Here is a 21538-nt window from a genome sequence, read left to right on the forward strand (position 1 = left end):
GCGCATTACCAACTTCCTTCCAAACGTAATAAAGCTTCTTTTTTATCTAGGCCGCCAGCGTAACCCGTAAGGGTTCCGTTGGCACCGATCACCCGATGACATGGAATTACTATCGCAATGGGGTTACGGCTATTCGCCATGCCGACAGCTCGTACCGCTTTGGGCTTGGCGATACTGTTTGCGATGGTTTGATAGCTGACGGTAGTGCCAGAGGGAATGGTACACAGAGCTTGCCACACTTGTTGCTGAAACGCAGTGCCAGCCGCAGCTAACGGTAGGTCAAACTGGGTTAATTGTCCGGCAAAATAGGCCTCTAGTTGCTTTGCCGCTTGTTCGGTGAGGGCACTGGGTGCGGCTAAAGCATCGGGTTCAGCAACAAAATCAATAGCGGTTATGGCTTCACCAACACCCTTGATGTTGCGCTCATTCAAGTCTCTACGGCTGGTAATGATAAGCGGCCCCAATGGACTCACGATGGCTTGCTGAAAAATCATTAAAAACCTCGTCGTGTTTTAGTTGCCAAATAACATCTCGATTTCAAAGCCAACTAGCCAGCGTGGCTGTCGTGTTTCGGTAACAACTTCGCGCGGCCAATGGACACCTACCCAAGTTTGAAAATACAGCCAATCGCGTGAGTAGCGACTGCGGTGGATGGCGCGTAGCCCGACATCTTGCAGAGGAACTTGATGTCCGGTTTCGCCATACCACCAAATTTCAGCACCGATGGCGCGCTCGTGATGGTACATGTAATAGATTTTTTCTGACGCATGCCAACGTACCCCTTCAGTGCGTTCGGCAAAGGTGCCGCGTACCCATACCTTGTTGAACCATCGGTCTGTAAGCGCGGTATCAACAGTGACGGTTTGTGCCACGCCAAAACCATCACTATCGCGCCAAAAAGCAACGGATTGCAGTCGGTATTCGGTATTTTCATCGGCAATGGTTTCGTAACGATAGCGTGCTCTTACGTAGGGGTCTAGATTAATTCCGCCGCGGATACCAGCGCCAAAAGATAAGCTGTGATGGTCTTCAACATAGGGATCAAAGCCAAGCCCAAGCATCCATTCTTCGTCGGCTTGGTCACGCCGAATCACCGAGGGGCGTGTTTGTTGGGTATCGTTAATAAAATCATCGAAGTCACCACGTCCGATAATGGCAGAAAAACGACGTTTGGCATGAGGGAAAACCACTTTAGCGCGAAAACTAGAATCAATCGAAAAGCCATCGTATTCATCCCACTCTGGGGTTAGCGTCAGGCTACCACTGGCGGTGTTGTAATCTGCTGGGTTGATTTCATCGGTAAAAAACGAGTCTAGCCAACGCGCAGAGGCGTTGACTGAGTAGGTCAAACCTTCGCGAAATTTATCAACCAAGGCTGGGTCGTCGGCTTGCTCGGTCTGCTCGGCTTGTTCTGTTTGCTCCAACTGTTTGGCTTGCTCTGCTGCTTGCGCAGCTGTGCTTGAGCACCCCAGCCCAACACCGCACAGCAAACTAAAAAAAAGGCATCGCCCCAGCCGTCGCATGTATCTTCTCCAGCTAATAGATGCCTTTGAAGATACAAGGATTATGGTAACGATGCCAGCGTCTTCATTAAATGCTTACACGTTTGTATTGACGGTATTGCGGGGTCCAGAAATTGGCATCAATCTTCTGCTGCAATTGCTCGTCGCTGATCTCTAAGGCTAAGCCTTGTGCTTGGGCCACTTTAGCAACCGCAAAGGCTATTGCCTTGCTCAATTCGGCAATGGCAGTTAAGCCTGGTAACAGGCAATCGCTCTCGCCAGTAACCCTCGGTGAATGAGCTGCCAGCGTAGTACTAGCGGCCATCAGCATCTCATCACTAATGATGCGAGCTTTCACTGCCAACACACCGAGACCAATCCCCGGGAAAATATAGCTGTTATTACACTGGGCTATAGGGTACTGCTGGCCTTTATAAGTGACTGGGTCGAACGGGCTACCGGTGGCAATAATAGCTTGTCCGTCAGTCCATTCAATGACATGGGCTGGATGCGCCTCGATCTGTCGGGATGGATTAGACAGCGGAAAAATAATTGGCTGCTCAGTGTATTGCTGCATGGCACGAATCACCTGCTCAGTAAACAGCCCAGGTTGGCCCGATACGCCAATCAAAATGCCAGGCTGGGCACAATGCATCACATCTAACAAGGAGGCGTAATCCCCGCTATGTTGCCAGTTTTGTAACTGGTTAAGCGGCTGCGCTAGGGCTTGCTGAAAATCGCGTGAATCTGCCATACCCTCGGTTAATAGGCCAAACCGGTCGACCATAAAAATTTGCTGGCGCGCTTGGGCATCAGTAAGGCCTTCGGCAACCATTTGCTGAATGATTTGCTCAGCGATACCACACCCGGCAGAACCCGCACCTACAAAGGTCACTTTTTGATCACGTAGGCGCACGTTTTTAGCTTTACAGGCCGCCAACAAAGTACCAACAGTGACCGCCGCCGTACCCTGAATATCGTCGTTAAAGCAGCAGACTTCGTTGCGGTACTTACGCAAAATAGGCATAGCATTGGGTTGGGCAAAATCTTCAAACTGGATCATGGCTTCAGGCCAACGTCGCTTCAGGGCATGCATGAAGCGTTCAATGAAAGCGTCGTAGTCAGCTTGGTCAATACGCTTATGTCGAGCGCCCATGTACATAGGATCGTTTAGGAGCTTTTCGTTATTGGTACCCACATCTAAACAAACCGGCAAGGTATAGGCCGGGCTGATACCACCACAGGCGGTGTACAAACTTAACTTACCAATGGGAATACCCATGCCGCCAATGCCTTGGTCACCTAAGCCGAGAATCCGCTCGCCATCGGTAACGACAATCACCTTAACTTTACGTTTGGTGGCATTGCGTAAAATGTCGTCCATTTGATCTTGTTCTTCGTAAGAGATAAATAATCCGCGCGAAGAACGATAAATATCAGAGAATTGTTCACACGCATCACCTACAGTAGGGGTGTAGATAATCGGCATCATCTCTTCGAGATTATCGGTGAGCAAGCGGTAGAAAAGAGTTTCGTTGTTATCTTGAATGGCTCGCAAATAAATATGTTTGTTGATGGCGGTATCAAAACTTGAATACTGCAGGTAACAACGCTTTACTTGTTCTTCAATCGTTTCGTATCGTGGCGGCAGTAGCCCGGTTAGATTAAAGGCGGCACGCTCGTCGCGTGTAAAAGCACTCCCCTTGTTGAGCAATGGGGTTTCTAACAGGTTGGGGCCTGCATAGGGAATATACAACGGATTCTTCATGAATCATTCTCCTTGCACGAAGGGGTATTAGTTACGACGCACTATTATTGCAGAAAAATAGGAGTACGGCATGGCAAATCCAGCAATTGATATAAAACTTCAGTTAATCGAGAACTACAAGTTTGAAATTGACTTCGGTGAGTTTGGGCAGATGGTCACGGATGAGCATGAGCCCGTTGGGCATGGTGAGGGCCCAGGTCCAAGTCAGTTGTTAGCCACTGCTGTGGCGAACTGTCTAGCGGCGAGTTTAATGTTTGCTATTCGCAAGTTTAAAGGTGACCCAGGCCAAGTTTGGGCGCGTGTAAGTGGCGATCCAGAACGAGTTGATGGTCGTTGGCGCATCACTAACTTAGCGGTAGAGCTACATTTGGGGCAACCAGCTGCCAGTATCGACAAACTGGAGCGGGTGCTGGAACAGTTTGAAGATTTCTGTGTGGTTACTCAGAGCGTACGCAGTGGTATTGATGTTGCAGTCACTGTGTTAGACAGCGATGGTCAAGTGCTTAACACTTAATCACGCCTGTGGGCAACCGTTAAGGAAAAATACGGTTGCCCTGATTCAATAAAATCCAACTGGTGAGAATGTATTTATCATTAGAAACAGGCACAGTGCCGCGGTGTGTATGTGTAAAGTATCCGGGGGCTATCACCATCCGCCCTTGTTTGGGTTGGATAGAGCGTTGCTGGTAATAAAAATCGGTGCTTCCGCCTTGTTCTACATCATTCAAATAAAACATGAATAACAAGCTGCGATGCAGCGCTTCGGTACTGTTCTTTTCTGGAAAAACCTCACAATGCCAGTAATTATAATTGCCGCGCCCTTGCGCGTACTTTTGCGCTTGAATTGGGCCTAGTCGATACAGCAACTGCATAAAGGCCAACTCTTGTCCGGCCGCAACTTCATTAAAATTTTCGTGGGTTAGATGAACCGGTTCACCGGTGCTAGTGTGGCGAACTTGGAGACCTACCGGCGCAATCAACGCAAAGTGATATTTTTTGAAATACTCAAGCGCATAACGAGTCGTGACATCACAGATGGTGGCCAGTGGTGCGGCGTACTCTTGATGCTGGTTAAGATAGAGGTCTTCACTGATTTTCTTGTTGGTATCCACCCCACCGCCAGTGCGACCGGTCGTGAGGTGCGGGCTCTGCTCAAAAGTGTCAATAAAGTTTTGGCAAAACTCAGCAGATAGCGCGTTATCATACACTTCAATAAAATCAGTCGTCACAGCATGCTCCAGCAGTAATAGTGTGGATGCCTACCTATATGGGTAGTCCATAAATGGCTCATAGCCAGCTTTTTGAATGGCTTGAGCTTAGCAGGATGCGCTGCGGCTGTTAATCCCAATGATCAAATTGCTTACCGTAGCAAACGGGGGAGCTTGGTTCATCGCTAGCTGCTACATCTTCGGCATGTAAACGCTGAATTAGCTCATGTTGCAACACCGGCAGGTGGGATTGATGCAGGTCTTTAACAGCACTGAGCAAAGTAATAGGCCCTTGCCGAATCATGCGCATGAGTTCCAATAAGGGTTGATCTAACTCTGCTAACTCGGCTTGATAAGCGGGTACGAATTCAGCATAACTCAATTCACCGCGATGATATTGCTGTCGTAGCTTGGTTGAGGGGCAAACTGCCTGACACCAAAGATCAATCTGAGCTTTAGTTTTGCTAAGGCCCCGTGGCCAAAGTCGATCAGCTAACACTCGTTTACCATCGTCGCTCTGAGCCGCGTCATACACTCTTTTTAACTTTATAGCGTCATTAATCTGCAATCTTGTCACCCGTTTGTCACAAAAAGTCATTAAAATGTTAATCGTTCTGGGTTATAGTACAAGACCCTACACTCTAGGCTTACACAACAACAAGAGATTAGACTATGAAACGTCACAATATTGCTCTTGCACTTACGGCGCTTTTGGCCAGTAGCGCAGCTAGTGCAGACATTATCATTTCTGAATATATCGAAGGTTCTTCGAACAATAAAGCGATTGAACTCTTTAATACCACCGATGCCGCAGTTGACTTAAGTCAGTACACTTTGCAACGTTTTTCTAATGGCGGCCTCGAACCGGCAAACATTGCGTTAAGCGGTAGCCTTGCAGCTAAATCAACTTATGTACTAGTGCATTCATCAGCCAACGCTACCTTGAAAGGTTATGCTGATATCGAAACTTCTGCCATTAGCCACAACGGTGATGATGGTTGGGCGTTGGTTAAAGGCGACGTGATTGTTGATAGCTTCGGCAAATTAGGTGAAGACCCAGGCACAGCGTGGGAAAGCGGTGACGTAACCACAATTGATATGACTCTGCGTCGTAAAGATTCAGTAATGACTGGCGATAGCAACTTTGAAGATGCCTTTGACCCAGCGCTAGAGTGGGATGCTTTTGCTAAAGATACTTTTGACGGTTTAGGTTCGCACGCTGGTTATGCTGGTAGCGATCCAGAGCCAGAGCCGGAGCCAGAACCAGAACCAACTGAGTTTGGTGTGTGTGGCGATAGCGCTCATCGCATTTCAGCGATTCAAGGCAATGCCCTATCTGAAGCTACTGGCGCCTCTCCGTTAGTGGGCCAAATCGTTATCGTTGAAGCTGTTGTGACGGGTGTGTATAAGTCAGGTGAGCGGCCATTGAATGGTTTCTTCCTGCAAGAAGAAGATGCTCATCAAGATGATGATCCGAACAGCTCAGAAGGTATCTTCGTTTATTCACCAACAGAAGCTTACACTCCAGTTGCTGGGCAGTTGGTGCGGGTACAAGGTGAAGTAGCTGAATACTTTAATGGCACTCAATTATCAAACATCAGCAACATGGTTGTTTGTGCTGAAGGCCAAGATGTGACTCCTGCGGCGTTAGAACTGCCACTGACTTCACGCGACGAGTTTGAGCGTTTTGAAGGTATGTTGGTACAAGTGCAACACCCAGTAGTAGTGACTGGTACCGACCAATTAGGCCAGTACGGTGAATTTAAAGTGGCCGATGAGCGCCTTATGACACCTACTGAAATTGCCGCACCTGGTGAACCAGCTAAAGCGGTCGCTGCTGCCAAAGCTGCGCGTGTGTTCCGCATTGATGACGCTCGCAGCGTAACTAATGCTACCGACGTGCCTTTCCCTCCAGGCGGTTTAAGTGCCGATAACACCTTGCGTTTAGGTACAGAAATCACCAATCCACAAGGTATCATGCACTACTCGTTTGACGAGTATCGTTTGTTACCAACTCAAGATTTACAATTTGTTGATGTCAACCCACGTACTACTGCTCCGGCAGCAGCAGAAATGGGTGACGTGCGCGTGGCTGTCTTCAACCTGTTGAACTTGTTTAACGGTGACGGCCAAGGCGGTGGCTTCCCGACCGAGCGTGGCGCGAACAATATTCTTGAATACGATCGTCAATTACCTAAAGCAGTTGCTGCCATCCTGGGCTTACAAGCCGATGTGGTTGGTTTAATTGAGTTAGAAAATGACGGTAATGGTGAAAACAGCATGTTGGTGCAGTTAGTTGCAGCACTTAACGACGCTGGTGACTCTGAGTGGGCCTTCGTTAACGTTGGCGGCTCAGGTATTATCGGTGGCGATGCTATTACTAACGCTATTATTTACCGTACAGACCGTGTTGCTGAAACCGGTACTGGCGTATTCACGACTCAGGTGCCGTTTGATTACGGTAGCCGTCCTCCAGTAGCACAAACCTTTAAAGACCTAGTGAACGAAGACGAATTTACCTTCGTAGTAGCGCACTTACGCTCTAAAGGCAGCTGTAGCAGCAGCGCTGCTGATGGTGACAAAGACACTGGCGATGGCCAAGGTTGCTGGAATGCGACTCGCGTAGCGGCAGTAGAGAAGTTACAAGAGTGGTTAGCAGGTCACCCAACCGGACGTACTGACGAAGACGTTATCGTGATGGGCGACATGAATGCTTACACCATGGAAGACCCAATCACGGCAATGGTTGAAGGTGGCTTTACTAACCTGAAGGCAGCCTTTGCAGAAGAAGGTCAAGCTACTCATACTTACTGGTATCGTGATGAGTCAGGTAGTCTAGACCACGCGTTCGGTTCAGAAGCTATGACTGCGAAAGTTGTTGCAGCGCAAGCTTGGCACATCAATGCTGACGAACCTAAGGTATTCGACTACAACCTTGAGTACAAAGATATCCCATTAGATACTCAGTACTATAACGAAGACCCGTATCGTAGCTCTGACCACGATCCAGTTATCGTTGCCTTTACCACGGTTGAGTCTAACCCAGATGACGATGGCGGTACTGACCCAGACGTAGAAGATCCAGGTGCGGAAACGCCAGAAGAAGAGCATGTTAACATCGACCATGCTACTACTAGCAGCTCGTTCCCACTATGGTTCGGTTTAGTTGCGCTGTTGATGGCAGGTTTCCGTCGCCGCGCCTAAGCGCTCCCACGGATTCAGTTAACGACAACTTGAAAAGGCGCCTGAGGATAACTCAGGCGCCTTTTATATTTGGGTTAACAGTAGCTTGTTAAGCAGCAACAGGGGCAGGGCTGACCGCAATGATCTCCACATGACGTACGCTCCCATTGAGCGGCCAATCAATACTTTGGCCCACGCGCAAACCTATCAGTGCACTGCCAACGGGTGCGAAAATCGAAATTCCATCCTCATGATTGGCTAGCTGCTCTGGATAACACAGCGTTTTGGAAAACTCTTTGTTCAACTCTGCAATTCTAAAAGTAACGCGCGAACCCATGGCGATGACATCGCTAGGCAAATCTTGATGCTTCACCACTTTAGCGCGAGCTAATTCGTCTTCTAGCGCTAACACTTGCTCGTTGGCGTGTGGCATTTTTTCAATATACCGTTCAATGGTGGCGACATCGGCCGCACTTAAAATAATGTCTGGTTTGTTTTGCATGATCTACTCCAACTGACAGCTTAAAAAATCTTGTTAGAAGCTAACAAGTTAAGATGTAACAGTGTCTATGTTTGTATTAATCAACTACGAAAGGGTTAAATAACTAAGCTATGAAACTATCTTGCGAATGTATTACGAAAAGGACAGTCGAGTTCGTGCCGGGCGCTGCTTGCGTCCGGCCAACTTAGGAAAGGTGAGCGTGGTGCTCATTATGCGAAAGTTTGATTTGAACATGTCCTAAGTATTGATTAAATACAGGCAATCGTCAATCACCTTGAGATAAACCTATGACTGAGTCGATATTAAGGCAGCTGCGACAATCTTGGTTACATTTCAGAATTGACTTTAACGCGCTAGCAGCGAATGATTAGGAAACCTATAGCTGATAATTTAGCTCTATTTAAGAAGACTTAACTAACTGCATATTTAATCGGTAGGCCAAGCTGGCTTAGTTATTAAGTATCAACTTCAACAGACCAAGAGAAATGGCAGCAATATCATGAAAAAAACACTTATTGCGTTAGCATTGTTAAGTGCCCCGGCGCTAGCTGACGAAGGCATGTGGATGCCGCAACAACTACCTGACATCGCTAAGCAGTTAAAAGCAGCTGGCTTAAAGCTAAACCCGAAAGAGCTCACTCAGCTGACTGAGTTCCCGATGGGAGCTATCGTAAGTTTGGGCGGTTGTTCAGCATCTTTTGTGAGCCCGCAAGGGTTAGTGGCGACTAACCACCACTGTGTTTATAACAGCATTGCTTACAACTCAACTCCAGAAAACGATCTGCTGGCTAATGGTTTCTTAGCTAAAGCTCTTAGCGACGAAGTAGCGGCAGCTCCTGGTAGCCGTATTTATGTGACCAAAGCCGTTGACAATGTCACCGATAAAATCATTGATAAAGCTACGGCTAAGCTTACTGGTCAAGCTCGTATTAATGCCATTGAGGCCAACCAAAAAGCTTTAGTAGCAGCCTGTGAAGCTGACGAAGGACACCGCTGTACGGTCGCTTCTTACTATGGTGGTTTAGAGTTTTATCTCATTAAGCAATTAGAAATTAAAGATGTACGCTTAGTTCATGCTCCAGCCGAAGGGGTGGGCAAATTTGGTGGCGATACTGACAACTGGATGTGGCCGCGTCACACCGGTGATTACAGCTTCTATCGTGCTTATGTAAGCCCTGAAGGTAAATCAGCTGAATATTCAGAAGATAACGTGCCTTATCAGCCAGAATTTCATATCAAGTTAGCTAAAAAGCCACTGCAAGAAGGCGACTTCGTGATGGCATTAGGCTATCCAGGCCGCACTAACCGTCATCGTCTGCCATCTGAAGTGCTAGATACCTTTGAATGGAGCTACCCGAATACGGTTAGTCGCTTTAAAGAAACGTTAGACATCATTGCTGAGCAAACTGCGGACAACAAAGATGCTGAACTGAAATACGCAAGCCGTGTGGCGGGTTTGAATAACTACATGAAGAACCGTCAAGGCATGCTCGATAGCTATGCAGAAAGCGATTTATTAGAGCGCAAGCAAGCTGAGCATACAGCGTTAAAAGAGTGGGTTAATAGCAATAAGAAGAATCGTGCTGCTTATGCCGCTGATTTAGAGGCCATTGAAGCTCTTTTGAAAAAGGCCCAGGACGAAGGTCGCAAGAGTTATACGTTAGATGTGGCTACACCACGTTTATTGGGTATGGCCAAAGCTCTGTATCGTTTGAGTAACGAGCAAACCAAGCCTAATGCGGAACGTAAAGCCGGATTCCAAGAGCGTGATTTACCACGCTACCGTGCCTTCGTTGCAGGCTTAGATCGTAGTTTTGATGTGAGCGTTGAAAAAGCCTTAGATAAGCACTTTTTAGCGCGTTACGTTGCGCTACCTAAGACCGAGCGCGATGCTCAGTTTGATGCCGCTATGGGCATTACTGATAATATGAGCACCAACGATTTGCATGCCTTAATCGACAGCTGGTATGCCAGTACCTTATTTACTGATGGTAAGGCTCGGGCAGCCTTGTTAGAGCAAAGTCCTGAGCAGTTTGCGCAGAGCTCTGATCCTTTCATTAAAGCGGCTGTAGCTATGTGGGATTATGACCGTGAGCAAGAAGCAGAAGCCGAAGAGCACGCAGGTAAGGTTCAGCAAGCTTACGCAAACTACATGAAAGCAAAAATCGCCTTTATGAAGGCGCAAGGTAAAGCTGTTTATCCAGATGCGAACAGCACCTTGCGGGTCACCTACGGTAATGTGACAGGACGTGCCCATGGAACTCATGATGGTACTGCGTGGACTGCCTTCACTACCTTACGTGGGATTACCGATAAAGCTACCGGTGAGGGCGAGTTTAATGCGCCACAAGCGCAATTAGACAAGATCAAGGCAAAAGACTACGGTGATTACTATGTTAAGAGCTTAGACTCGGTACCGGTGAATTACCTAGCAACCCTTGATATTACTGGCGGTAACTCAGGCTCTGCGGTATTAAACGATAAAGCAGAATTAGTTGGTCTCGCCTTTGATGGAACGCTTGATTCGATTATTTCTGATTGGGATTTCAATCTAGATAATACTCGCTCTATTCAAGTAGATTCTCGCTTTATGCTTTGGCAAATGGAAAAAGTAGACGGCGCAGATGAACTATTGCGTGAGCTTGGGGTTAAATAAATACCTTGTTATAGCTAATAAAAACGGGCCTTTCTGGCCTAATGCCGATCAGTTAAGAAATATTTTAGCGATCGGTTGACCGATCCTCCCAATGGATCAGAATCCGTAGTTAGTTAATTCTAGCTACGGATTTTTTTATGCAACTCACCACAGCACTCGCAATAGCCAATGGATATGCTCCAAACTCTGAAGAACTGGGTAAATTATCCGACATTCTTGATCCTGATTTAATTGATGAGGCGTTTGATAAGGCCGGTGTCGGCACGGTCAGGAAAAGACGTTTACCCTTGGATATGGTGTTGTGGAGTATTATAGGCATGGCCTTATATCGCAACACCAGCGTGTGGGACATCGTTGGACAAATGAATATTATGCTGCCTGGTCGACGGGCACTTGTAGCTCCAAGCGCTATTCCTCAAGCACGACAACGCCTTGGTGAACATGCCGTACAATCGGTATTTGAACATACGCAAGCGATTTGGAATGAACAAGCCGAGCATCCAACATGGCATGGCTTACGATTGCTTGGCGTCGATGGTGTTGTTTGGCGAACCCTGACTCCAATGAGAATCAGCAAGCGTTCAAAAGAGTTCAAATCAATTTGGTGAGCAATATCCTCAAGTGCGCATGGTCTGCCAAATGGAATTAACGAGCCATCTTCTAACGGGAAGCCAATTTGATTGTGCTTCAACAAATGAGATGGTGCTTGCAGAAGGACTTATCGAATCGACAGCTAACCATTCATTGACCCTATTCGACCGAGGTTTTTACTCGTTAGGACTCCTTCACAAGTGGCAAAATACCGGTGTTGAACGTCACTGGCTTATTCCAATGAGAAAAGGAACTCAATATAAAGTGCTCAGGAAAATAGGCCGTCACCAAAAGCTCATTGAGCTGACAACCACGCCACAATCACGCAAAAAATATCCGAATTTACCTGAGACCATGCAAGCTCGAATGTTAACACGGACTATTGATGGTAAAGAGCGCACCATATTAACGTCGATGGTCGATCCATTGCGTTATCCAAGCGAAGATATTGTTGAGCTTTATGAGCAACGTTGGGAAATCGAACTCGGCTATCGAGAAATGAAACAAGTTTTACTTCAAAATCACTACACGCTACGGAGCAAGCGACCAGAAATGATACGTCAAGAGCTATGGGGAATACTCTTAGCGTACAATATTATTCGCTATCAGATGGTGAAAATGGCGAGCAAAATTAAAGGGATATATCCAAATCAACTGAGTTTTACCTCGTGTGCTACAGCTATTATTAACTGGCTATACACGGCTTCACTTAATTCAGCGGGGAATATCCCGAAAACTCTCGAACATCTTCAAGAAATTGCAGAGCATTACGTTTTGCCAATAAGGCGAACCGAGCGGGTTTACCCACGAGAAGTTCGTTCAAAACCTCAGAAATATGCGAGAAAAAAATGCCAGTCAGCTCTTAACTGACTGGCATTAGGCCTTTCTGGCCCGTTTTTTTATCCCCCATAAGGGCTTAATGAGTTAACAGTTGTAGTGCTTGTTCGTTCACGGAGGTGGCTTGGTTATTCAGTACCACCACGCCTTTAGAACCATCTAGATAAAAGCCCACAAAACTACTAAAGCCACCGGTTTGGCCATTGTGCCAAGCATAAGGGCGCTGCTCGTCGTCGTAACTTATCATCCACCCTAGTGCTTGCGCACAACAGCTACTTTGCTGCAGGCGTGGTTGTAGTAAGTTCGTTACGATAGGGTCTTGGTTGGCAGATTTAGCCATTAAAAATTGCACATAACGGCTCATGTCTTCGACCGTCGCCAGTACTGCTCCGGCCCCAGCTAAGCTCTGGAAAGTCCAGTGCGGTACTACCTGGCCCAAGCTATTATGGCCCTGCGCTAGGTTTAACGCGGGTGGGCTATCGGCTAAGGCTAGTTGAGCGTGAGTCATGCCGGCTGGGGTAAATAAAACCTGCTTCAGCAATACCGCTAAGCTGGTTTGTTGCCGTTTCGCAATGGCTTCAGCCAGCACGCCATAAGCGAAGTTCGAATAGAGATGGCTGCCATCCGTGAGTTCTACCTCAGCTAAAGCTTCGGTTAATTCAGTCAGACCGTAGTGGGCATATGGATTGGTTGCCGCAGCACCATCAAAAAGATTCGCTGGCAGCCTTGGCAAGCCGCTGGTGTGGGTTGCCAGTTGTTCTAGCGTGATAGTACTGGGGGATTGGCTGAAAATACTCTGTAATTTGGTCTTAGCTTGTACGCTATCGCTAGCAATGGCATCAGCCAATAAGTAGCTCACCATGGTTTTGCTCACCGAGCCTATTTCGTACAAGGTGGTCGCGTTGTGATTGCCGTAGAAAGTAGGTTTGAAGCCACTAGCGGTGACGATAGCAGCAGCTCCGCCTTGCTCTCCAAAACTTGGTTGCTGATAATCTTGATTGTTGGCAGCCACATTTTTTAGGAGGGTAAGCGGTAAGGTCGCACCCTGTTTAAATTCGCCTTGGTAACCACCACGAATGGCGCTACCGCGATAACTAGCTTGCAGCATTGGCGAGTTGAATTGCAGCGCCTCATCACTGATCTGTAAGTTGCTGACGGGGATACCATAGCTTTGTTGGCGCGGACTATCTAAGGTAGCGAGATAACCTTCAGCGAGCACTGCAACATGAAGCACCAACGGCAGTTGCGTCTCCTCATCAATCGCGAGATTGCCCCGATAGGCACCTTCAAAGTTCAAGCGATTGATAGCATCACCGGTTAGCTTATAAAAGGTGATGTCGTAATTTCGGCCTTGTTTAAATTGCCCTCTAAGGTTGCCATCCACAAGGTTGCCATCCACAAGGTTGCCGGTAAAACTCAGGCTGGCACGGTCATCAGCAAAACTGACACTGGTAGCGGATAGGTTGATGCGAGTAGGCTTGATATCAAATGCGCCTTGGTTCGGACTATCGTAATGCAGTTGGTTGTCTCGAATGGTTAAGCCGAGGGTGATAGCAACGCCTGGTTGCACTTCTAATTTGGCGCGCCAGAGGCCATCAAGGTTGTTTGCTTGGGCGGGAATACTTGCAGCAACCAACAGCGCCACAGCAAAGAAAACTTGCAGCAGTTTACGCATAACACATACTCTTTAGTTATTGTTAGAAAGTGAGTGTGATAGTTTACCCTAATGCAGATGGCAAAAGAGCCAACCTAACAGATAGATTAGCTAACTTTGTAGAAAAACCAATGAACTTTACTTACTTTTACGAGCAGGCCGTAAAGCGGCACGGTAAGCCACTAGTGCAGCAGCGATTGCCAAAGGTAGCAACTGCTGAGCAATTAGTTGCTAGGTCTGATAATGATTATCTTGCAGAAATCACGCGTTGTGTGTTTCGAGCGGGCTTTGCATGGCAGGTTATTGAGCGAAAATGGGCGGGCTTCGAGGAGGCTTTTGCCGGCTTTTTGCCGCTTTATTGGCAGCAGGTGCCGCCAGAGCGCCTCGATGCACTTGCACAAGATGAGCGCATCGTGCGCAACCCACAGAAAATTGCCACGGTACCGGTAAATGCGCGGATGTTAGTCGACATAGCGGAGCAGCATGGCAGCTTTGGTCAGTTTCTAGCAAACTGGCCGAGCGCCGAACAGCATCTGTTACTCGCCTATTTAAAGCAGCATGGTGCACGCTTAGGTGGCACTGCAGCCCAGCATGTGCTCAGACGAGTAGGTTGGGATGGGTATATTCTTACTCCAGATAACCTGACCGCGTTGAAGAATCATCGGTTACTGGATGCATCGCCTTACAGTAAACGTGGCGCGGCCCAAATACAGCATTGGTTTAATCAATGGCATGAGGCTACTGGATTACCTTATAGTCATCTATCGCGAATTCTGTCGATGAGTATTGATGTGCGGGGCTGACCGTTGAATTGAGGCCAGGGGAGTATCCACTGGCCTCGCGGTTGTTCTGTATTAACCTCTCAGGGTGACAAACTCTTCAGCACTGGTTGGGTGCAGAGCGACGGTAGCATCAAAATCAGCTTTGGTTGCGCCCATTTTCATCGCCACGGCAAAGCCCTGTAAGATCTCGTCCATGCCTTCGCCAATGCCATGAATACCGATGACGCGCTGCTCTTTACCTACACAGATGAGCTTAAAAGTACTGAGTGCCCGATGTGGGGTAATGGCGTTATACATAGCGGCAAATTGTGAACGATAGACAGTAATATCATCGCCATGTACCTCCCGCGCTTCGGCTTCGGTAAGCCCAACCGTGCCAATTGGAGGGTGACTAAAGACGATGGTTGGTATTTGACTGTAATCCATGTGGGCGTCAGGTAAATCAGGATTAAACAGTCGCTCCGCTAGCAGCCGCCCGGCTTTAATGGCGACAGGGGTGAGTTGTGCTTCGCCAGTAATATCACCTACGGCGTAGATACCAGCAACATTGGTATTTTGATATTTATCGGTACGAATAAAACCCTGCTCATCGGCGTTAACGCCAGCGGCAGCTAAGTTAATCTTATCGGTTGCCGGAACACGTCCGATGGCCCAGATTAAACAATCGACATCAGCTAACTGACGGCCATCTTCGCAATGCACCGTGAGTAAACCATCGGCTTGTTTTTCAACTTTAGCGACAATACAACCCGTGTGTAATTGCAGTTGATCTTGTTGCATGCGCTCTAACAAGGCATCGGTAATATCTTTATCAAAGTAGCGTAAAGGGCGATCGCCACGCACTAACAAATGAGCGTCACTTCCAAGGGCGTGTAAGACTCCGGCAATTTCAACGGCAATATAGCCAGCACCAACGACCACGGCTTTTTTAGGGCGTTCTGTTAAGGCAAAAAAGCCGTCTGAATCTATCCCATGTTCAGCGCCTTCAATGGCTGGAATAAGCGGTCTTCCACCAACGGCGATGGTGATATGGTCTGCAGTAATACGCTCACCATTTACCTCAACGGTGTTGGCATCGACAAAAGTAGCAAAGCCTTCAATGAAGTCGACCCCATTGCTCGCAAAACCACGTTGGTAGCCGCCATGAATACGCTCGATGTAGGCTTCGCGATTAGTCACTAGGGTTTGCCAGTCAAAACCTTGCTGCTTCACATCAAAGCCATAGGCTGAGCTATATTTGAGGGCTTCGGCGATATGGGCGCCATACCACATGACTTTTTTAGGTACACAGCCTACGTTAACACAAGTGCCACCTACGGCTTTTGCTTCGATAACAGCGGCTTTAGCACCGCGAATAGCGGCACGGTTGGCTGAAGCTATGCCGCCACTGCCGGCGCCGATGGCAAGGTAATCGTAATGTCGAGTCATGCGGGTACTCCTAATTCATGCAAGATTGCTGCTTTAATGATACAAATGAATGCTATGATCGCTGAAATCGTGGCAAGGTGCAATGCAAGGCGTACAGCAATTCACTCCTTAACAAGGAATTACGTAATCTCGTGTCAGTTCAGTCGTTACCAGCAACACAAAAACTGCCCAGCTACCAATTAGTGCGTAGCAAAAAGCGCCGTTCTATCGCAATCAAAGTGGTACATGGGCAGGTACAGGTGCGGGCGCCGCAGCGGGTCAGCGACGCTGAAATAAACCGCTTGGTGCAGGCGAAAGCAACCTGGATTGCTGAGCACGTTGAGCGCCAGCAACAGCAACTGCAAGGGCTAGCGCCACGCCTGTGGCAATCGGGTGAGCGCCTGCGCTGGTTGGGGCAACCGCTGCAGCTCAAAGTAAGCCAAGCTGGGCGTAAAACCTGTGAGCGCTATGGGCGCGAATTATTTGTGACGGTAACTGCGCGCAGTAATTCGCAGCAGGAGCCCCGACGTACTGTTATCGCATGGTATCAACGACAGGCACTGCAATGGTTAGACGATTTTTTTGCACACTGGCCGGCTGAGCATGGCCTGCAGCCACAAAGTTGGTCGGTTGGTGATTTTACCAGTAAATGGGGTCATTGTACGCGGCAGCATCAGCTGCGCTTTAGTTGGCGGTTGTGGATGGCACCTGCATGGATCGTGACCAATGTGGTGATTCATGAACTGTGCCATCTGCAAGAATTTAATCACAGCAAGGCATTCTGGCAGTTGGTGGCAAAACATTCAGCAAGCTACCAAGAAGCCGAACAGTGGTTGCGCACTTACGGTAGTACGCTTATGCACAACCACTATTTAGACTACACCGATGCTGATTAGCACCAAGCTAGCGAGCTCCAGCGGGCAGGTGCTCTTGTAAAAACTCAGCCATCATGGTGCGTAAATGCAAGGTGGTACCAGCACCTTCGTAGATACCATGCGAGCGATTTGGATAAGCAAAATAATCAAATTGTTTACCATGCTTAATCAGCTCATTAACGAGACGTTCGCTGCCTTGAAAATGCACGTTGTCATCGCCGGTACCATGTACTAATAAGAGTTTCCCTTGTAAATTAGCTGCATGAGTGAGGGCTGACGTTTCACGATAGCTGGCCGCAGCCTCGGGTAGGAGACCAGAGTAACGTTCCTGATAAATAGTGTCATACAAAGTTAAATCAGGCACTGGCGCTAACGCCATCCCCAGGTGGTAGGATTCTGGGTAGCGGAATAACGCATTCAAGGTTTGCGACCCACCACCACTGTGACCCCAGATAGCAACGCGGTCAGCATCAATAAAAGACCAACGTTCGAGCATCGCTTGTAAGGCATCGTGCTGATCGCGTACCGTGACTACTCCTAGTTGTTGATAAATCGAACGCCGCCACTCATAGCCTCGCGGTGAACGAGTTCCACGGTTATCAATAGAAGCAACTAAGTAACCTTGCTGGGCTAAATAGTTGTGGAATAAAAAGCGTTCGCCACCCCAACTATTGCTTACGGTTTGGCCCCACGGCTCACCATAGACATAGAACAAAATTGGATATTTTTTGCTTGGATCAAAATCTGCCGGCTTGATTAAGAAGCCATCGAGCAGCAAGCCATCTTGGGCGGCAACTTGAAAGAATTCAAAATCGCCGCGTTGCAGTTGGTCGAAGTTTTGCTGAGCGCTCTGATTGTCTTTGATAATACGCAGCGATTGGTGTTCAGGCAGCTTGATCATATCCACGACCGGCATGGTGTCGATATCTGAAAAAGTGTGCACCGCGTAGTTCGCATCCGCCGAAAGTTGATAGCTGTGAGTGCCAGGCTGAGCAGGTGTAAGGCGTTCAAGTTTACCGCTGCCGTCTAAGCTGGCGCGGAACAAATAGCGTTCTAATGGGGTGTCAGGAGACGCAATAAAGTAGACCCAGCCACTAGCGGGATTAATTTGCAGCACTTCAATAACATCCCACTGCCCGCGAGTGATGGTACGAAGTCTACCCGTGTCACGTTGTACGACGTAAAGGTGACGGAAACCACTACGCTCACTTAGCCACGTAAATGCAGAGCCTTCATCAATAAATTGCACATCGTCTACATACTCAGCCCAGCTTTCTGTAGTTTCATCCAGCAGCTTCTGGACGGCACCGCTGTTAGCATTGGCGAGAAAAACAGTATTAACTGCTTGTGACCGAGTTAACTGTTGAATTAATAACGAATCACTATTGCCAGCCCACTGCATGCGGACTAAATAATGTTGACGTGGATCACCTGGTACATTCATCCAAGTGGTGTTACCGCCGCTAGCAGGCATCACCCCAATACGCATGGAGGCATTGGTTTCACCCACCTTAGGGTAGGGGAATTGCTTCAGTGTGGGATACAAGCTATCAGTATTGTTGATCATGGTAAATAAGGGAGTACCGGCGGTATCTAACTGCCAGTAGGCGATGGATTGACCATCCGGGCTCCAACGAAAACCATCACGTAAAAAGAATTCTTCTTCATTGACCCAATCAAAGGTACCGTTAACGATAGTATCATTGCCGTCTTTGGTTAAAGCCGTAATCCGCTTGCTAGCAAGATCTTCGACGTAAATATTATTCTTCATCACGTAGGCCACCCGCTTAGCTTGCGGGTCAAACTTAGCAAATTGCAGTGTTGATGGTTCAGCGTTACCTCCAAGCTGCTGTAACTGCTTGGTCTTTAAATCAAACACCCAATAATCGCCCAACGTATGAGTGCGCCATGAGCGTTTGGTGTTGGTGAAGATGAGCAGCTTTTGGCCATCTTCAGACCAGCTGTAATCAGCAATGCTAAGAGGTTCTGCGTCGGTACTAGGGCGCAAATCTGCAGCTGCAACAAGCAGGGTGCGTTGTTGGGTTTCAGGATGGTATCGAACTAAATCTTGCCCCCCATCGGTGGCATTTTCAAGCACCGTGTAACCACTGCCGTCGGCTAACCAACGAGTAGGGCCGACGCCACGAGCTGCATAGTCAGAACTGTTATATAGCCGCTCAAACTGAATTTGCGCGCCAGCTTGGGTAGCAACAACCGGGGCTGGTTGAGTGCTATCGCTTGGTAAGGAGCTACAGCCGGCAGCAATAAATATACTAGTTAATGCGATGACGCCGTGGCGTATCCAAGCACGAGAACTGCTATGTGTCATACGGACTTCCTGTTATTGTTAGGCCTTGTTAAATGCGCCAATCATCCCTACATAAGGATGATGAAACATCAACGACGCGAATTATTTATACAGCATTATTCAAGAGGATGCGCTATGAGTCAAAACCCTTTGCTCAGTGATTACCATTTACCGCCTTTTAGCAGCATTAAAGCGGAGCACATTGTACCGGCTATCACTCAGCGTATTGCAGACTGCAAGGCAACTATTGAGGCTGTATTAGGGCAACCTGAACGCACTTGGGAGGCTTTAGTAGCGCCACTTGAAGAAGTGGATGACAAGCTTGAGCGTAGTTGGGCACCGGTTTCTCATTTGAATGCCGTGGTAAGCTCAGCCGAGTTGCGCAGTGCCCATGATCAATGTTTACCGCTGCTCTCTGAATATGGCACCTATGTCGGCCAACACGAAGGCCTGTATCAAGCCTTTAAAACCCTAGCAGATAGCGCTAGTTTTACTGAGCTTAGCCAAGCCCAACGTAAAGTTATTACCGATACCTTACGTGATTTTGAGTTGTCGGGGGTGGCGTTAACGGGAGTAGCGAAACAACGCTATGCTGACATTCAAGCAAGGCTGTCAGAGTTATCCTCACAGTTTAGCAATAACTTACTAGATGCGACCGATAATTGGCACTTTTTAGTGACGCCAGAACAGCAACAGCAAGCCGATTGGTTAGCCGGGCTACCTGAAAGTGCGGTCGCTGCTGCTGCGGCGGCTGCGGCCGAGCACAATCAACAAGGCTGGCGCTTTGGTCTTGATATCCCCAGCTACCTGCCAGTGATGACGTATGCTGATTATGAACCGCTTCGACAAACCATGTACGAAGCCTTCACTACGCGGGCGTCGGAGCAAGGGCCACAAGCTGGTCAGTATGATAACTCCGAACTGATGGATGAAATTTTGGCATTGCGGCATGAGTTGGCACAATTGCTTGGTTTTGCGAATTATGCTGAATTATCTCTTGCCACCAAAATGGCGGATAGCCCTGCTCAAGTTGAAGGCTTTTTGCAAGACCTCGCAGAGAAGTCGCTGCCTCAAGCGAAACAAGAATATCAGCAGCTGGTCGAGTTTGCTGCGCAGCAAGGTAAAACTGACCTTGCTGCTTGGGATGTTCCTTATTACAGCGAGAAGCTGAAACAGCAAGAATATGCTATCTCGGACGAAGAGCTACGGCCGTATTTTCCTGAGCAACAGGTTATCAATGGCTTATTCCGCGTGGTTGAAACTCTGTTTGGGTTAAAGATTGAGGCCAGCCAAGCTTTTGAAGGTTGGCATGAGCATGTACGCTATTACCAAATCAGTGACAATAATGGCGATCTGCGTGGTAGTTTCTTCCTTGATCTTTATGCGCGAAGCGGCAAACGCGGTGGCGCTTGGATGGCTGACTGTGCGGTACGCAGGATAACCACCCAGCAATCATTGCAACTACCGGTAGCCTTTTTAACCTGTAATTTTAATAAGCCCGTAGGTGACAAACCGGCCCTGTTTACCCATGACGAAGTGCTCACTCTGTTTCATGAATTCGGCCATGGTTTACACCATATGCTAACCAAAATAGACGTTGCTGGGGTATCAGGAATCAATGGTGTCGCTTGGGATGCGGTAGAGTTACCGTCGCAATTTTTAGAAAATTGGTGTTGGGAGCCGGATGCCTTAGCGATGATCTCTGGTCATTACGAAACCGGTGAACCGCTACCAACTCAGTTACTTGACAACATGCTAGCTGCACGGAACTTTCAATCGGCCATGCAAATGGTACGACAACTGGAGTTTAGTCTGTTTGATTTGCGTATTCATCGCGATTTCGACCCGCAACAAAAACAACAAATTCAAACGATTTTAGATCAAGTGCGCGAGCAAGTGGCAGTGCGTAAGCCGCCGGCAAGTAATCGTTTTCAGCATAGCTTTGGACATATTTTTGCTGGCGGTTATGCAGCTGGTTATTACAGCTACAAATGGGCTGAGGTCCTTTCGGCGGATGCTTTTGCGCGTTTTGAAGAAGACGGCATCTTTAATCGGCGCACGGGCCAAGACTTTTTGCGCAGCATCCTAGAACGGGGTGGCTCGCAGGATGCTATGGAGCTGTTCAAAGCATTTCGTGGGCGAGAACCACAAGTGGATGCATTATTGCGTCACAGCGGCATTACCTCGTTTGAGCAGTTGGTAGCCGCCGAGTAGGGTAAAGCACAAAAAAAGCCAGCTAAAAAGCTGGCTTTTTTGCTAATAGCA

General features: G+C 48.0%; 15 protein-coding genes and 1 pseudogene. 7 read left to right on the forward strand and 9 right to left on the reverse strand.

All coding sequences use genetic code 11. From position 1 onward, the window contains the following. Positions 1-5 precede the first annotated feature (5 nt). The 3 genes from KGF88_RS13505 to KGF88_RS13515 form a co-directional block, all read right to left on the reverse strand. Positions 6-494, reverse strand: coding sequence for a methylated-DNA--[protein]-cysteine S-methyltransferase (locus tag KGF88_RS13505; protein ID WP_153826882.1), 489 nt, complete (start codon positions 492-494; stop codon positions 6-8). Between the two features lie 18 nt (positions 495-512). Then, complete coding sequence (locus KGF88_RS13510; RefSeq protein ID WP_153826881.1) at positions 513-1523, reverse strand: hypothetical protein; 1011 nt, start codon at positions 1521-1523, stop codon at positions 513-515. Positions 1524-1590: 67 nt separating this feature from the next. After that, complete coding sequence (locus KGF88_RS13515) at positions 1591-3270, reverse strand: NAD-dependent malic enzyme (protein ID WP_153826880.1); 1680 nt, start codon at positions 3268-3270, stop codon at positions 1591-1593. 70 nt (positions 3271-3340) lie between these two features. Here KGF88_RS13515 and KGF88_RS13520 point away from each other — a divergent pair, with 70 nt between their 5' ends. After that, positions 3341-3784 carry an OsmC family protein gene (locus tag KGF88_RS13520; protein ID WP_153826879.1) on the forward strand — a complete coding sequence of 148 codons (444 nt, stop codon included), beginning with the start codon at positions 3341-3343 and terminating at the stop codon, positions 3782-3784. Between the two features lie 19 nt (positions 3785-3803). Here the strand turns inward: KGF88_RS13520 and KGF88_RS13525 are convergent, their stop codons facing one another. Together KGF88_RS13525 and KGF88_RS13530 are read right to left on the reverse strand one after the other, a co-directional pair. Further along, positions 3804-4499 (reverse strand): 2OG-Fe(II) oxygenase, encoded by a 696-nt coding sequence (locus KGF88_RS13525; RefSeq protein ID WP_162014576.1) that lies wholly within the window; start codon positions 4497-4499, stop codon positions 3804-3806. Between the two features lie 109 nt (positions 4500-4608). Beyond that, entirely contained in the window at positions 4609-5076 is a 468-nt protein-coding gene (locus KGF88_RS13530; RefSeq protein WP_153826877.1) for a DUF488 domain-containing protein, read from the reverse strand. A gap of 74 nt (positions 5077-5150) precedes the next feature. Here KGF88_RS13530 and KGF88_RS13535 point away from each other — a divergent pair, with 74 nt between their 5' ends. Then, positions 5151-7682, forward strand: coding sequence for an ExeM/NucH family extracellular endonuclease (locus KGF88_RS13535; RefSeq protein ID WP_153826876.1), 2532 nt, complete (start codon positions 5151-5153; stop codon positions 7680-7682). 88 nt (positions 7683-7770) lie between these two features. Here the strand turns inward: KGF88_RS13535 and rnk are convergent, their stop codons facing one another. Next, positions 7771-8163 (reverse strand): nucleoside diphosphate kinase regulator, encoded by a 393-nt coding sequence (gene rnk, locus KGF88_RS13540; RefSeq protein ID WP_110075486.1) that lies wholly within the window; start codon positions 8161-8163, stop codon positions 7771-7773. Between the two features lie 499 nt (positions 8164-8662). Here rnk and KGF88_RS13545 point away from each other — a divergent pair, with 499 nt between their 5' ends. Together KGF88_RS13545 and KGF88_RS13550 are read left to right on the forward strand one after the other, a co-directional pair. Beyond that, positions 8663-10819, forward strand: a complete 2157-nt coding sequence (locus KGF88_RS13545; protein WP_153826875.1) for a S46 family peptidase — start codon at positions 8663-8665, stop codon at positions 10817-10819. A gap of 137 nt (positions 10820-10956) precedes the next feature. Then, positions 10957-12280, forward strand: a pseudogene (locus tag KGF88_RS13550) (IS4 family transposase). A gap of 46 nt (positions 12281-12326) precedes the next feature. Here KGF88_RS13550 and KGF88_RS13555 read toward each other — a convergent pair. Beyond that, a complete protein-coding gene (locus tag KGF88_RS13555; protein ID WP_153827076.1) occupies positions 12327-13922 on the reverse strand; it encodes a serine hydrolase domain-containing protein in 1596 nt (531 codons plus the stop codon). Positions 13923-14032: 110 nt separating this feature from the next. Here KGF88_RS13555 and KGF88_RS13560 point away from each other — a divergent pair, with 110 nt between their 5' ends. Next, on the forward strand, positions 14033-14704 hold the full coding sequence (locus tag KGF88_RS13560; RefSeq protein WP_153827077.1) for a DNA-3-methyladenine glycosylase I: 672 nt from the start codon (positions 14033-14035) through the stop codon (positions 14702-14704). Between the two features lie 51 nt (positions 14705-14755). On the opposite strand, the gene gorA is transcribed toward KGF88_RS13560, so the two are convergent. After that, entirely contained in the window at positions 14756-16111 is a 1356-nt protein-coding gene (gorA, locus tag KGF88_RS13565; RefSeq protein WP_110075482.1) for a glutathione-disulfide reductase, read from the reverse strand. Between the two features lie 131 nt (positions 16112-16242). Between gorA and KGF88_RS13570 the strand changes: the two genes are divergently transcribed. Further along, positions 16243-16986 carry a M48 family metallopeptidase gene (locus KGF88_RS13570; RefSeq protein ID WP_153827078.1) on the forward strand — a complete coding sequence of 248 codons (744 nt, stop codon included), beginning with the start codon at positions 16243-16245 and terminating at the stop codon, positions 16984-16986. 7 nt (positions 16987-16993) lie between these two features. Here KGF88_RS13570 and KGF88_RS13575 read toward each other — a convergent pair whose 3' ends face one another. Beyond that, positions 16994-19294 (reverse strand): S9 family peptidase, encoded by a 2301-nt coding sequence (locus tag KGF88_RS13575; protein WP_153827079.1) that lies wholly within the window; start codon positions 19292-19294, stop codon positions 16994-16996. Positions 19295-19408: 114 nt separating this feature from the next. Between KGF88_RS13575 and prlC the strand changes: the two genes are divergently transcribed. After that, on the forward strand, positions 19409-21487 hold the full coding sequence (gene prlC / locus KGF88_RS13580) for an oligopeptidase A (RefSeq protein ID WP_153827080.1): 2079 nt from the start codon (positions 19409-19411) through the stop codon (positions 21485-21487). Positions 21488-21538 lie beyond the last annotated feature (51 nt).

The organism is Idiomarina loihiensis, from assembly GCF_024584785.1.
In the GTDB taxonomy this organism is placed as follows: domain Bacteria; phylum Pseudomonadota; class Gammaproteobacteria; order Enterobacterales; family Alteromonadaceae; genus Pseudidiomarina; species Pseudidiomarina fusca.